The 14,104-nt window shown below is 60.3% G+C and carries 13 protein-coding genes and 1 pseudogene; 8 read left to right on the top strand and 6 right to left on the bottom strand.

The window, feature by feature from the left end; translation table 11 throughout:
* Window positions 1-14 precede the first annotated feature (14 nt).
* From C8C89_RS16030 to C8C89_RS16010, 5 genes are all read right to left on the bottom strand, one after another.
* On the bottom strand, window positions 15-515 hold the full coding sequence (locus tag C8C89_RS16030; protein ID WP_208327706.1) for a TspO/MBR family protein: 501 nt from the start codon (window positions 513-515) through the stop codon (window positions 15-17).
* A complete protein-coding gene (locus tag C8C89_RS16025) occupies window positions 512-961 on the bottom strand; it encodes a nuclear transport factor 2 family protein (RefSeq protein ID WP_133990975.1) in 450 nt (149 codons plus the stop codon). The genes C8C89_RS16030 and C8C89_RS16025 overlap by 4 nt, the downstream gene beginning before the upstream one ends.
* 109 nt (window positions 962-1,070) lie before the next feature.
* Window positions 1,071-2,276, bottom strand: coding sequence for a cyclopropane-fatty-acyl-phospholipid synthase family protein (locus tag C8C89_RS16020; RefSeq protein WP_133990973.1), 1,206 nt, complete (start codon window positions 2,274-2,276; stop codon window positions 1,071-1,073).
* Window positions 2,273-3,049, bottom strand: a complete 777-nt coding sequence (locus C8C89_RS16015; protein ID WP_133990970.1) for a DUF1365 domain-containing protein — start codon at window positions 3,047-3,049, stop codon at window positions 2,273-2,275. The genes C8C89_RS16020 and C8C89_RS16015 overlap by 4 nt, the downstream gene beginning before the upstream one ends.
* The gene (locus C8C89_RS16010; RefSeq protein ID WP_133990968.1) at window positions 3,046-4,329 is read right to left on the bottom strand and encodes an FAD-dependent oxidoreductase; all 1,284 of its coding nucleotides are present in this window, start codon (window positions 4,327-4,329) and stop codon (window positions 3,046-3,048) included. Before C8C89_RS16010 ends, C8C89_RS16015 begins: the two co-directional genes overlap by 4 nt.
* Before the next feature lie 97 nt (window positions 4,330-4,426).
* Between C8C89_RS16010 and C8C89_RS16005 the strand changes: the two genes are divergently transcribed.
* From C8C89_RS16005 to C8C89_RS15985, 5 genes are all read left to right on the top strand, one after another.
* Window positions 4,427-5,032: a TetR/AcrR family transcriptional regulator gene (locus C8C89_RS16005; protein ID WP_133990966.1), complete on the top strand. Its 606-nt coding sequence runs from the start codon at window positions 4,427-4,429 to the stop codon at window positions 5,030-5,032.
* On the top strand, window positions 5,029-6,288 hold the full coding sequence (locus C8C89_RS16000; protein WP_133990964.1) for an AMP-binding protein: 1,260 nt from the start codon (window positions 5,029-5,031) through the stop codon (window positions 6,286-6,288). Before C8C89_RS16005 ends, C8C89_RS16000 begins: the two co-directional genes overlap by 4 nt.
* 119 nt (window positions 6,289-6,407) lie before the next feature.
* The gene (locus C8C89_RS15995) at window positions 6,408-6,797 is read left to right on the top strand and encodes a phosphonate transporter (RefSeq protein ID WP_101481580.1); all 390 of its coding nucleotides are present in this window, start codon (window positions 6,408-6,410) and stop codon (window positions 6,795-6,797) included.
* Complete coding sequence (locus C8C89_RS15990) at window positions 6,794-8,128, top strand: sensor domain-containing diguanylate cyclase (RefSeq protein WP_133990962.1); 1,335 nt, start codon at window positions 6,794-6,796, stop codon at window positions 8,126-8,128. The genes C8C89_RS15995 and C8C89_RS15990 overlap by 4 nt, the downstream gene beginning before the upstream one ends.
* Window positions 8,129-8,144: 16 nt before the next feature.
* Window positions 8,145-9,893: a bifunctional diguanylate cyclase/phosphodiesterase gene (locus C8C89_RS15985; RefSeq protein WP_133990960.1), complete on the top strand. Its 1,749-nt coding sequence runs from the start codon at window positions 8,145-8,147 to the stop codon at window positions 9,891-9,893.
* 97 nt (window positions 9,894-9,990) lie between these two features.
* Here the strand turns inward: C8C89_RS15985 and C8C89_RS27380 are convergent.
* A pseudogene (locus tag C8C89_RS27380) lies at window positions 9,991-10,503 on the bottom strand (integrase core domain-containing protein); the annotation flags it as partial.
* A gap of 300 nt (window positions 10,504-10,803) precedes the next feature.
* On the opposite strand from C8C89_RS27380, the gene C8C89_RS15975 reads away from it, so the two are divergent.
* The 3 genes from C8C89_RS15975 to C8C89_RS15965 are packed head-to-tail and all read left to right on the top strand — an operon-like array spanning window position 10,804 to window position 14,071.
* A complete protein-coding gene (locus C8C89_RS15975) occupies window positions 10,804-11,166 on the top strand; it encodes a PepSY domain-containing protein (protein ID WP_133990956.1) in 363 nt (120 codons plus the stop codon).
* The gene (locus tag C8C89_RS15970; RefSeq protein WP_133990954.1) at window positions 11,163-11,633 is read left to right on the top strand and encodes a DUF2271 domain-containing protein; all 471 of its coding nucleotides are present in this window, start codon (window positions 11,163-11,165) and stop codon (window positions 11,631-11,633) included. The genes C8C89_RS15975 and C8C89_RS15970 overlap by 4 nt, the downstream gene beginning before the upstream one ends.
* An 11-nt stretch (window positions 11,634-11,644) precedes the next feature.
* Window positions 11,645-14,071, top strand: a complete 2,427-nt coding sequence (locus C8C89_RS15965) for a PepSY domain-containing protein (RefSeq protein WP_166674762.1) — start codon at window positions 11,645-11,647, stop codon at window positions 14,069-14,071.
* Window positions 14,072-14,104: the final 33 nt, after the last annotated feature.

Raw genomic sequence — 14,104 nt, 5'->3', positions numbered from 1 at the left:
GTGCGATGTATCGTTTATCCGAGCAGTACAGGGTTGCGCTGCCAGATGCTGAAGCACAGTACCCCGGCAAAGCTGACCCATGCCAGGTAGGGCCATAGCAGCATGGCGGCGAGGCGTTCGCGGCGACCGAACAGCACGATGGCAGCCGCGATCATCAGCCACAACACGACGATGCACACAAACGCCGCCGCGCCCCGATGCCAGGAAAAAAATAGCCAGCTCCATAGTGCGTTGACCGCCAGCTGCGCCAGATAGAGCAGTAGCGCCGGGTACGCGCGCGGTGCAGCCGTGCGACCGATGCGCCAGGCGGCGATGGCCATCATCAGATACAGCAAGCTCCACACGGGACCAAACAGCCAGGCGGGCGGTGCCCAGCCGGGGCGGTCCAGCTGCGCATAAAACACGGCCGCGTGAACGGAGGCGAACGCGCCCAGCGCCGCAAAAGCGGCGGTCAGCGCGATCCAGCCGGCCAGCTGAAGGAATGCGCCCGGCTTCATGGACTTGGCCGCGCTCATGCCCTCCTCCCCTTTGTTGCTGCATCGGGCACCGGCACGCGGAAGCGGCCGCGCAGCCATCGGATCGGGGCGCCGACCAGTGGCAGCTTTTCCAGCAGCTCTTCGGCGGCATCCCAGTAATCGCGGTGCATCACGACCAGGCCGTCCGCATTGAAGCGCAAATGGCTGCCGCCGGAGATCTGATACGGCACGCCGCGCAAGTGGAACGCGAATAGCCAGGTGACGAAGGCCTGGTCGCCCTGCACCACGCGCTCGCCGATGATGAAGCGCGGCTGCTCGGTGTGGACAAACATATGGCGGAAGATCGCCTCAATCGCTGCAACGCCGCACACATCGTTGAACGGATCGCGAAACTGCGCGTCCGCCGCGTAGAATTCGCCCGCCCGTCCAACGGTGTCCGGGGTCAGCGAGGCATACCATGCCAAGAGTGGTTCAGTATCGTTCATTTTGCCAGCAAAAAGTAAGTGATGGCGATGGGCCGGTTGAAGGGGCGCATGCGCGCCCGCAGAACATCAGCGCGACCTGGCCCAGGCGCCACAGCAACGTCATGGCCGACTAGGCCTTCTGGAGCAGGAATTGAAAAACATCGGTTCGCCCCTCGTCAAAGGCAGCCTCGCAATAGGCAAAGTACATATGCCAGATCCGCATGAAGTGTTCATCGAAGCCCAGGCCCGCAATCTGCGGATGGTGCAGGCGGCAGCGAGCATCCCAGCGACGCAGCGTTTCGGCGTAGTCGCGGCCGAAGGCGTGGCGTTCGACCGGGCGCAGGCCGCAACGGGCCGCCTGGCGTTCGAAACGTTCGACGCTGGGCAGCATCCCGCCGGGGAAAATATACTGCTGGATGAAATCGGTGCTGCTGCGGTAGCGCGGAAAATGCTGTTCGCCGATGGTGATTGACTGTACCAGCGCCTGTGCACCGGGCTTGAGCCGCGCTGCGACGGTGCGGAAATACTGCGGCCAGTACTGCTCGCCCACGGCCTCGAACATTTCAATCGACACCACGGCGTCGTACTCGCCGCCCAGGTCACGGTAATCACACAGCGCCAGCTGCACGCGGTCGGTCAGCCCCAGCGCCTGCACGCGGCGCTGCGCCACCTCCAGCTGCGACGGCGAAATCGTCACGCCATGCACGTGGATACCTTGCTGCGCGGCATGCTCGGCAAAGCCGCCCCAGCCGCAGCCGATTTCCAGCACGCACTGGCCGGGCCGTAGCTCTAGCGTGTCGATGATGCGCTGGTATTTGCGCCGCTGCGCGTCCTGCAGCGTCAACTGGTAGTCACCGTCGAACAGCGCGCTGGAATACGTCCAGCTGGGATCGAGCCAGAGCTGGTAGAAGTTGTTGCCGATGTCGTAGTGCGCGTGGATATTGCGCTGACTGCCCTTGCGCGTATTGGGGCGCAGCCAGTGCCGCAGCCGGTACCAGCAGCGCGCCAGCGCGCCGCCGAACACCAGCTGGTCCAGCGACGCTTCGTTGCGCAGTGCCAGGCGCAGCAGCGCGGTCAGATCGGGCGTGCTGGCCCAGCCAGCCGCGTAGGCCTCGGCAAAGCCGATGTCACCCGCGCGCAGTATGCGCTGGCAGGCGCGCCAGTCGTGCAGCTTGAGCGTCGCGCCGGAAGACGCATGGGCGTCGCCGAACACCATGCGCGTATCGCAGGGCGTGATCAGTTCCAGGTGCCCGTGACGGATATTGTTCAGTAGCCTGAGGAATAGCCGCGCGCCAGCGGGGGCGGACAGCGTGGCGGTGGACAAGGTGCGATTCATCGGACAGTCTCCTGGTGCACGGTGGTTTGATGGGCGGGGGCAGGCGGCTTGCTGAAGAACGGAACGTGTTTCAGCCAGAGCCTGAACGCCTGCCAGTGAATGCGGAACACAATGCCGAGCCCCAGAAGCGGATAGCGCAGCAGGGCAACAGCCAATGCGCTGTCGGTCATCGGCACGGGGCGGCCGCTGAGCGCGGTGCGCAGTAGCACGCCGTCGCCGTCGTGATAATCAAGCCCGGTGCAGTGGCTGGCACCGTCCAGGCGAAAGCGAAAGCGATAGTGTCCCTGCACCTCGCAGAACGGCGACACGTGCAACTGCTTGACAGCAGTGGCCCTGGACGCGCCACCCGCCGTGTGGCCGATGCGCATCAGGTAGCGGTGGCTTTCGCCGAAGGTGTTGTTGACCTCGGCCAGCACAGCGCGCAGCTGCCCAGCCGCGTCGTGGCAATGCCAGAAGCTCACGGGATTAAACACATAGCCAGCCACGCGGGGAAAGGTTTGCAACCAGATTTCGCCGTCGGCGTCGATGTCGTGGTCGCGCAGTAGAGCGCGCATCCATTGTTCCAGACTGGAGCCATCGCGCGGGCCATAGTCGCGCCGCCATATCGACAAGGGCCGCCAGCGGTCCACGCCGAACCAGCGAGAATGACATTCGTCCAGCCGGGCCAGGTTCAAGCGCACATAAAATAGCGGATAGACGAAACGGTGCGGCACCGGACGCAGGCGCACATGCGTCACCTGGCCGTGCAACAGTTGGGCGGCAGGCTGCTTCATGGCAGCACACTCCAAAGTGGCGCCGTATCGAATGCCGCGGCGATGCGCAGTGCCGATTTGAGGCCGTCTTCGTGGAAGCCGTAGCCGGTCCAGGCGCCGGCGAACCAGACACCGCCCTTGCCCTGGATCTGCGCAAGCTGCTGCTGCGCGCGTACGGTGGCCAGGTCCATCACCGGGTGGGCGTAGTCGAACTTGGCCAGCATTTTGCTGTCGGCCGGCAGGGTGTGCGGATTGAGCGTCACGATCACTGGTGTTTCGAACGGCAATGCCTGCAGCTGGTTCAGCCAGTAGCTCACGCACACGGGACGCTGTCCGTCCGACTGCGCGCCCGCCAGGTAGTTCCAGGCAGACCAGACCTTGCGCCGCCGTGGCATAAGATTCGCGTCCGTGTGCAGGTAGGCCGTGTTGGGCTGGTAGCGCACGCCGCCGAGGATAGCGCGCTCTGTCTGGCTGGCGTCGTGCAACATGGCCAGCGTTGTCGGCGCGTGGGTAGCGAACACGACGGCGTCGAACTCGTCGGCGCCCGCGCTATTGCTCCACACCTGCATCCTGCCTGCGCTGCGCCGAACGGAATACACCGGCGTGTTCAGACGAATGTCAGGCAGCGTGGCGGCGATCTTGTGGACATAGTGGCGGGCTCCGCCTGCGACCGTGCGCCACTGCGGACGGTCGTTGACCTGCAACAGACCGTGGTTCAGACAGAAACGCAAAAAGGTCACTGCGGGAAACTGCAAGATATCGCTTGGCGAACTGGACCATATTGCTGCCGCCATCGGCAGCAGATAGGCGTCGCGGAAGCGCGCGCCATAGCCCTCCTGCTGCAGAAGCTGTCCCAGCGTCAGCGCTGTCTGGTTCGACCATTGCAGAAAGCGCTCCGCGTTGCGGTTGAAATGCAGGATGTCCCACAGCATGCGCAGGAAGGAAGGCGAGCCGGCGTTGAGGCGCTGCGCGAACACGGTATCGAGGCTGGAGCCTGCCCATTCCAGCGCTCCGCCGTCCATGGACACGCCGAACGACATGTCGCTGGCGATGCTGTCGACGCCCAGCTCGTCGAACAGCGCCACAAGGTTGGGATAGGTGCGCTCGTTATAGACCAGAAAGCCCGTATCGACGCCATGGCAGCGCCCTTCCAGCGTCACATCCACGGTGTTGGTGTGGCCGCCAAGATAGCCGCCGGCCTCGAACAGCACGACGTCGTGCTTGCGGTTGAGGAAATAGGCGCTGGCCAGGCCTGAGATGCCGGAGCCGATGATGGCGATACGTTTACGTGGCGGGTTCATATAGTTTTGTTGTTTATGCTGACCATTTTTTTACTGGCATGCTAATATTACTACCATCGAACAACAAAAGCTACTGATTAGTATCGGAAATTTACCAATGAGTATCATCCCAAGACTAAGCTTTAAAAATCAAGCATTTAAGCTGCGCGAGAACGCTATCCTGGATGCCGCGACGGCGGTACTGAGCCAAAAAGGCTATGACTTGATGACCATGGATGACGTCGCCGGCATGGTGGGCATCTCCAAACCCAGCCTTTACAAGCACTTCAAATCAAAGGAAGAGCTAGTCGGTGAGGCGCTGATACGACTGCTCGACGGCGCTCTCGATTATGTCGCCGCGCTAGACACCTCACTCAGTCCGCTGCAGAAATTGTCATCCCTGCTGGAGTGGGCGCTGCGGGTACGCCTGGACGGCGGACTGCCGTTTCTGCCATCGACCAGCCCGCACGTGCGCGACATGTTGATCCGCAATGTGAAGTACATGCTGCGCGTCATGAAACTGAACCGGCAGCTGGAGGCCTTGGTCAAGCTGGCGCAGCAGCAGGGGCAGTTGAACCGCGAACTGCCCACAGACGTTGTACTATTCAGCTACTACGCTCGGACCTGTGACCCTGCGGTCGAGTATTTACAGAAATACAGCAAGATGGAATCTGACGATATCATCCGCCATATGCTCAAAGTATCGTTTGAAGGCTTGAAGTGAAACAGACTCAAGCGCCCTACCCGCGCTGCGCCAACTGGTGGCACGACTGGGCGCTGCTGCGCCGTTTTGTATCGGACCTCATGCATGCTGAATTGCTCATGATGCGGCGCGGGAGCGCCGGTTTGCCGTCGTTGCCGTGGCCTGAAGGCCTGCAACTGGAAGCTGACTTGGGTATCGATTCACTGGAGCGCTACACCCTTGCGACGGCGCTGTCCGCTTGCCTGCATCTGCACGAGAGTGGCGCCGACCAGGCGTTGCTGGGGTGCACGACGCTCGAGCAGTGGATCGCCTGCGCCAGTAACGGCCTGGACCAGTACAGCGCCGCGCTGCGCTTTACAAGCTCCGGCAGCAGCGGCGTGCCCAAGTCCTGCCCCCACAACCTCGACATGCTATGGCAAGAGGCGTGCTTTTTCGCAGCACAACTGGCGCCTGCGCGGCGCGTCTTATATACCGTTCCTGCGCATCACATTTACGGCTTCCTGTTCAGCGTGCTACTCCCGCTGGCATGCGGCCCGGTGCGCGCCTCGCTGGTCGATGCGAGAAATATGCTCCCAATGGAGTTGATCGCGCAGGCCACGGACGGGGACGTGATCATCGGCTACCCGGAACTTTGGTCCGCCGTTGCCCGACACGCCCCCATTTGGCCTAGTGGTGTTACGGGCGTGACGTCGACCGCACCCTGCCCGCCCGACCTGGCGCTGCAACTGACGGCGTCCGGCTTGTCTATGGTAGAAGTATACGGTAGCAGCGAAAGCGCAGGTGTGGGCTGGCGCACCGATGCGCGCCGGCCCTATGTCTTGCTGCCGCACTGGCGGCGCTCCGCGTCCGGCGACACTTTGGTGCGCCAGGCGCCGGACGGCACCGAGCTGCGCTGCGACTGCCCGGACCAGATCGACTGGCAGGGCGAGAATGCTTTCGTACCCGTGGGCCGGCGCGACCAGGCAGTGCAGGTCGGTGGCACGAACGTTTATCCGGCGCAGGTGGCAGAGGTGCTCAAGCGCCATCCTGGCGTCAGCGAGGCCCACGTGCGGCTGATGCGTGCAGACGAAGGGCAGCGGCTGAAGGCGTTCGTGGTGGCCGCGCACTTCGGCGGAAGCGAGCGCCTGCCGGACCAGTTGGCGTCCTGGGTCAGGGAGCGCTTGCCACCTGCGGCGCGCCCTGTGTCGTTCACCGTCGGCGCCGCTCTGCCGGTGAACCGGCAAGGCAAACCAAGCGACTGGATCATCAGCGATGGCCCCTGGGCAGACGAAGCGTAATATAGATGACCAAGCGACGCTCGTATGGACGCGCTACTGAGTGAGGCGTGGATACCCGATACAGCGTGATTAACACGACAACAGAGATCCACTTGCGATACGTACAGGAGCAGCCAACAATGAACATGCAAGCAGAAATACAGTTTGACCAGCCTGGCATCTCCATGCTCCTGGAGACGATGGATGAAGCCGCGCTGAATGCGCTCGACTTTGGTGTCATCGGCTTCGGAAGGGACGGTCGGGTTCAGCGCTACAACACCTTCGAATCGAAGGCGGCGGGCCTCGGCGTCGAGCGCGTGCTGCAGCAGGAGCTGTTCACGGTGATCGCGCCGTGCATGAACAATTTCCTCGTCGCGCAGCGATTTGCGGACGCGTATGAAAGCGGGCAAGCCCTGGACGACACGATCAGCTATGTGCTGACACTACGCATGCGGCCGACAAGGGTCAAGCTGCGTTTGCTGTCGGATCCGGCGGCCGAACTATCCTACGTCCTGGTGCACCGTTTATGAGCAACCTCAGCCATTCTACGGAATCTCAGGAATACGAAGCATTGCTTCAGTTTCTGTACATGGCGCCGGTCGGCCTGGTTCAACTCTCGTCGGACGGTACCATCATCATGCTCAATCCGCTTTCGGCCCAACTGCTGATGCCGCTGAGCCGAGATGGCGAACTGACCAACCTGTTCGATGCGCTCGCGCCGGTTGCACCAGACCTGCAACTGCAGTGCAGCAAGTTTAGTGCAAGCTATGGCCAAATCTGCGATGCAACTCGGCTGTACCTGCACGCGGACGGCGCGGCCAGCGGCCCGCAGGTGCTCTCGTTGAGTATGCTGAAGCTGGATGCGGAGCGGATGATGGCGGTACTGAACGATATCACCATGCAGGACAGGCGCGAACGACAGCTGCGCAAGACCGACGCCTGGCTTAACGCGATCATGACCAATATTGCCGACTACGCCTTGGTTAGCTTGGACAAGCGAGGTCGCATCGAATCCTGGAATGAAAGCATTGGCCGGGTAACTGGCCATACACCGAGCATCAAGGGGCAGCCATATGCCATTTTTTACCCCTCCGAGGCTACTATCCCAGAACAACAACTGGACCGTTTGCGGGAGGCAGACGAGAACGGCTGGGCTTTGGATGAGGGGGCGAGGCTACGCGCCGACGGCAGCGAATTCTGGGGCAGTTCAATGATTTCGCCACTGCCCATCCGTATCGATGAGAGCTCTCAGCCCATTCAGTTCAACGATGAAGAAGCTGCCTATTGCATGATCCTTCGGGACATTTCAGATAAGCGTGATGCCAGCGAGAATCTTCGCAAGGCAGCATATTGCGACCACCTCACCGGCCTGTCAAACCGCCGTGCTTTTTTCGAGGCTGCCGATCTGGAGCTACTGCGCCGCAAAAACGCCTTGCGGCCGGTGTCGCTGATCATGCTCGATGCCGACCACTTCAAGGCGATCAACGACCAGTACGGTCATCCGGCAGGCGATGCAGTGTTGTGCCATCTGGCTGCCACAATGAAGAGCGTATGTCGACAGGTTGACGTACTGGCGCGTATCGGAGGCGAAGAATTTGCGGTGATTTTACCCTCTGTGGATCTGGCCGATGCAATGGCGGTGGCGGAGCGCTTAAGGGCCCAGGTGCAACGCATTCCCGCCATATATGAACAGCATGTCATCGCATACACTATTAGCATAGGCGTTGCGGCAATGGACGATAGCCTGACGGGATTCGACGGGCTGATGAAACGCGCCGATCAAGCCCTGTATGCAGCGAAACGCGGAGGCCGAAACCAAGTCGCATTCTTTGACACTGATGCAGCTGATTTTCCTACATAACATTTAGGAGTAGGCCATGAGCAGTGAAAATGACAGTGCCTATGAGGCCTTGATACAGTTTCTGTATCGTGCTCCTGTTGCCCTCATACAGCTGCAAAAAGACGGCAGTATAGAGATGCTCAACCCTATGGCCTCACAATTGCTGATGCCGCTCTCTCTGGACGGGGATCTTGTCAATTTTTTTCAGGTGCTACAGCCGTATGCACCGGGTCTGCTGCGCCTGTGCACTAACTTCACCCCTGAGCAAGGACTGATCTGCGAAAGCATGCGGGTCGCGGTCAATGAGAATCACCGACATCATCCTGAAAGTCCCGCAGTACTGTCATTAGGCCTGCTCAAGATTGATGGCAATCGCTTAATGGCAATATTGCTGGACGCGACCCATGAGGTAGTCCGGGAGCAAAGCATACTGGCTAGTCGCCTCGCGAGTGCAGCAAAGCTGGATGCGTTGACACAGTTGCCCAATCGCGCGGGCGCACTCGAATTGTTACAAGCGATGACGCAGCGCGCACGTGCCCGCAGCGGCGATTATTGCGCGGTGCTGTTCGTCAACTTTGATCGCTTCAAGCAGATTAATGACACTTTAGGCAATGAGGTCGGAGATCAGGTCATTGTTCTTGTGGCGGAACGCCTGCGCAAGACGCTGAGATCGCTTGGCCAGCTACCAGGAAGGCGCACTTCGACTGCGCTGACAGCAAGAGTGGGTGGTGACGAGTTCGCAGTGCTATTGGATGGACTCGCTGATCCTGGCGTCGTATCAGGCATTGCTGCGCGCTTGCTCGACCGCCTGAGCAAACCCTACATCATTGTGAATCATGAGCTCACATGCACGTTCAGCGCCGGTGTAGTGGTGCTGAACTCTGAAGCCTGTGATGCTGATGATCTGCTTCGCGACGCTGCGATAGCCATGGCCATTGCCAAGGCCGAAGGAGGAGACCGTTTTGAGGTATTTCGCCAGCAGATGCGCGAAGATGCACTGCGGCGTGGAGGCATGGAAACCGATCTCCGATATGCAATAGAGCGAGGCGAATTATATAATTTATACCAACCTGTGGTCGGACTCCTGGAGGGCGGGAAATTTGACCCGGCAGCCGGCGTCGAAGCATTGGTAAGGTGGCAACATCCGGTACGAGGAGTCGTCGGTCCCGTGGAGTTCATCGGCATCGCCGAGGACTGTGGCCTGATCGGTGCAATCGGTGAAAAAGTGTTGGAAATGGCATGCCGCGATTTTGTACGCTGGAAGCAACGATTGGGAGCGCGAGCGCCGCGGCTGCTCGCAGTCAACTTATCACGCGCACAACTGAGCCAAGACGATTTATGCGACAAGGTGAATGTCATTCTTTCCGCCAGTGGAATGGAGCCAGACAAATTGCAGTTGGAGATTACCGAAAGTTTGGCGGCCCAGGGGAAAGATATCCAAGAACAGTTACTCCGCCTGAAAGCGCTTGGGGTCAAGCTTGCCCTGGATGATTTTGGAACCGGTTATTCCTCGCTATCGAGCCTGCACCTATTGCCCGTCGATACCGTCAAGATTGACCGTTCCTTTGTTACCTTGGTCGGTACCAGCCTCCATCACGAAGTTTTGATAGAGGCAACTGTGAAAGTCGCGCGTAGCTTGGGCATGAATACTGTCGCGGAAGGAATAGAGACTGAACAGCAAGCAGCCGTGGTTTACTCCCAGGGATGCGACAAGGGCCAGGGCTATCTATATAGTCGGCCTATCTCCGGAGACGCAATTGAGGAATGGTTAAGTGAAATGGCTTAGTTTAAACAGTACAGCGTATACCACTGCCCTTCCCCCGCCATGACGAACGGTACTCCCCCCCATTTTTAGAGCACGCTAACAGTCGAAATTGAATGACCAAGGCGAGTTTCTGTTTCGGCGCGATGCCGCCAAATTCCGTGTTGGGCCGGTCGTGATTGTGAGTCCACAGCCAGCGGCTTGCAAAATCCTGGATCTCATCGAGCGTTTCAAACTGGTGATGGGCCAAGCAATCGTAGAGCGCCGTGCGCTTATAGCGTGCAACAGTGGCATTCTGTTGCGGCTGGGCAGGCTGGATAAAGTTGATGCGTATGCCACGCTTGGCCGCCCAGGCTAAGGTCACGGAGCTGCTGTACTCCGAGCGGCAACGGTACTTCCCGCACCAGCCGACGACGTGGCTTGATGCGCAGGTTCAGGTCCAGTTCGCGATAGATCCGATAGACGCGCCGTGCTTCCATGTAACCCCCTTCACGTTGCGCAAATACAGGAAGCAGAGGCCAAAACTCCAGTTGCTCTGCTTGTTGCTCAGGCGTACCAGCCAGTCAGCCGCGCCAGCGTTTTCCGCGTCGAGCTTGGCGCGATAGCGATAGCAGGTCTGGCAAATGCCAAACGTCTATTTGTAGAACGTGGAATGTCCACCCCGCATACGCCACTGCCGCGGCACATGGCGGGTTCGAATGCCTGAATGGTTATCATTTTATAACTCTCCTGTCGTGCCTGTTACCGGACAATAGGCCCGATATGGCCAGGAAAATAGCGCGGCGGCACAATGTGCCACATGTATTTGCAAAAACATTGATCTCGCGATGGCTGACTCGCAAATACCCGGATTTTTCATCGCGCGATGACCTTCGGGTAAGTATGATGTCAGCATGAACTGCCATGCTCAGGTGGTTATCAAGGAGAGCGAGCGATGTTCTTAGCGCGCACATGCATGGTGCTGTCTGCCCTGGTTTTCAGCAATGCGGTCCATGCGGATGTCCACTGCACGGATCCGATTGCCGACTGGAAACCTCGCGAGCAATTGCAGCGGCAAGCCGAACAGCGCGGCTGGACGGTCCAGCGCATCAAGATCGATGATGGCTGCTACGAGCTCAGAGCCATTGATCGCAACGGCAATAAAATCAAGGCCAAATACTCCCCGGCGTCGCTGCGCATGCGCAGCCTGGCGGTGGACTTCGGCAGTGACGGCGACGCCGCCGACTACCTTGCCCCCGTGCCGCAGGGGCCAGTCAGGCGGCGTGCTGGCCCAACATCCCATGGGGAAAAGCAATGAAAAACATGACAGTCTGCGCCTGCCTTGCAGGTGCATTGGCGCTGCCCGGTCTCGTCCAGGCACGCCCGGTCACACTCACCGCGCAACTGAAGAACTACGCCGGCAACGGCGCCTACCTGGCGGTGTATGTCACGGATGCCGCCGGCAAGTACAAGAAAACGTTGTGGATAGCTGGAAAGAAGACGAAGTATTACAAGCACCTGAGCGACTGGGCACGCGGCAGCGGCCTGAAGGCGAGCGAATTTGACGGGGTCAGCGGAGCGAGCGTCGGCAGCGGCAAGACCCTCAAGGTGACGGTCGAACTGGCCGACACCCTGATTGATGCAGGCTACGAGATCCGGGTCGACAGCGCGGCAGAGGACGGGCGCGATAATCCGGCAGACGTGCGCACGCCACTGAGCAAACAGGGTGCCGGCAAACCCGTCGGTGGACGCGGCTACGTCAAGTCCTTCACTTACGACATGTAGCCACTGCCCGCATGTTGCGACAGATACATTCGCTCGCTGGCCTGATCAGCGCACTGCTGGTCATGCTCATCGGCTTGACGGGCGCCGTGCTGTCGATCACCCCCGCGCTCGAGCGGCTGGCGACCAGCGTGCCGGCGGGCGTGAGCGTTGCCGAACTTGCGGGCCGGGTGGCGCGACACTATCCGGGAGCCGAGCAGATCCAGCGCACGGCCTCGGGAACCATCATCGTCTATTACAGCGCCGGCGACATCTCGGGCGTGGACCGGGTCGACCCGTCCAGCGGCAAGGCGATCGCGCCCTATGCGCCGCCAGCATACGCGCGCTGGTTCAAGGAGTTGCACAGGTCATTATTCCTCGACACGCCCGGCAGCGCCGCAGTCGGCATCACCGCCCTGCTGATGCTGTTGGTATCAGTCTCCGGGCTATTCCTGCTGGTCAAGCGGGTGGGCGGTTGGCGCCAGCTGGCACGTCCACTGCATGGCAATCGCAGCCAGCGCTGGCACGCCGCGGTGGCCCGTTTTGCTGTCGCCGGCCTGCTGCTGTCCGCAGTGACCGGCAGCTATATGTCGGCGGCGACCTTCACCCTCATTGCCGATGGCAGCCAGGACGAACCCGATATCCCCGCCACCACGTCCGGCGGCTCGCCGCTGCCCGCTGCCCGCTTGCCAGCCTTGCTGGCAACCAGGCTGGTCGATCTGCGCGAGCTTTCCTTTCCTCTTGCCGGTGACAGCAGCGCCGTCTATACCTTGCGCACTCGGCAAGGCGACGCCTATGTCGACCAGTCCAGCGGCGCGCTGCTTGCCTTCCGCGCGCACAGCAATGTCCGGGAAGCCTTTGAACCGATTGAAAACGCCGTCATGCCTGAGCGCACCGTGATTCAATGGGATAAAGATGACATCGATGAACTGGGCCTTTTAAAAATCGACATTCTGGCGCTGGGCATGCTGTCGTGTATTGCCCGCACCCTCGCCTTGATCTCGGAGCAGCGTGGCGAACGTTTTGAACTGGGAGATATTCCCCATGAGGATGCCGCCACTTACCAGATGATCTCTAAAGCGGACACCGTCGGCGTGTTTCAGATCGAATCGCGGGCGCAGATGTCCATGCTGCCGCGCATGCAGCCACGCGAATTCTATGATCTGGTCATCGAGGTGGCCATCATCCGGCCAGGCCCCATCCAGGGCGGCATGATCAATCCGTATTTGCGCCGGCGCCAGGGACTGGAAGCGGTGACCTATCCGAGCCCGGAGATCGAGGCGGTGCTGCGGCGCACGCTGGGGGTGCCGATTTTCCAGGAGCAGGTCATGTCGATCGCCATGACGGCAGCGGGTTTTACGGCCGGTGAAGCGGACCGCCTGCGCCGCGCCATGGCTGCATGGAAAAGAAAAGGTGGCCTGGAACAGTTCGAAGACCAGCTCATGAGTGGCATGGCCGAGCGCGGCTACAGCATCGAGTTTGCTACGTCCATTGTTGGCCAGATACGCGGTTTTGCCGAATATGGTTTTCCGGAATCCCATGCGCACAGCTTTGCCCTGCTGGCCTATGCCAGTAGCTGGCTCAAGTGCCATCATCCCGCCGAGTTCCTCGCCGCCCTGCTCAACAGCCAGCCCATGGGCTTTTATAGCCGCTCCTCTCTGGTGCAGGACGCGCGCCGGCATGACGTCGAGGTAAGACCCGTCGATGTCTGCGCGAGCGGATGGGAAGCATCCCTGGAGCCGATGGCAAACGGCAGACTGGCAGTACGCCTTGGTTTAAATAATATCAATGGAATGATGAGAGAGGCCGCCTGGCGCATTGAAGAAGCCCGCGCTGCAGCCCCCTTCAAAAACACACGCGATGCCGCCATGCGCGCGCAACTCGATGCAGGGGATATGAAGGCGCTGGCGTCAGCCAACGCCCTGGTAGCGCTGACGGGCAACCGGCGCATGGCCATGTGGGATGCCGCGGCGAGCGTGCCGGAGCGGGATTTGATGCGCACGACGACCATTGCCGAACCCGTGCTGGAGCTGGCGCCGCCCACGGAAGCCGATGACATCGTGGCGGACTACCGGCATGTCGGCCTGACACTGGGCCGCCATCCACTCGCTCTTTTGCGTGAACGGCTCAACAAAATGCGCTTTGTGCCGTCGGATATCCTGAACACCTTCAGCGATGGCCAGCTGGCCAGGGGCTGCGGCATAGTCACTGTAAGGCAACGGCCGGAGACGGCCAAGGGGGTGATCTTCCTCACCCTGGAAGATGAATTTGGCACCATCAACATCATTGTCTGGCCCACGCTGGTGGAAAAGCAACGCGCCGAACTGATGAATGCCTCCCTCTTGGGGGTGTACGGCATCTGGCAATCAAAGAGTGGCGTGCGCAACTTGATCGCAAAGCGGCTGGTCGATTGCTCGCATCTGCTCGGCCAGCTTGATACGATGAGCAGGAACTTTCACTAACGAGTGTCCTTGCGCAATTAATTATGGCAACAA

Source organism: Janthinobacterium sp. 75 (genome assembly GCF_004365495.1).
GTDB lineage: Bacteria > Pseudomonadota > Gammaproteobacteria > Burkholderiales > Burkholderiaceae_D > Janthinobacterium.
This window is presented reverse-complemented; position numbering and strand designations above follow the sequence as displayed.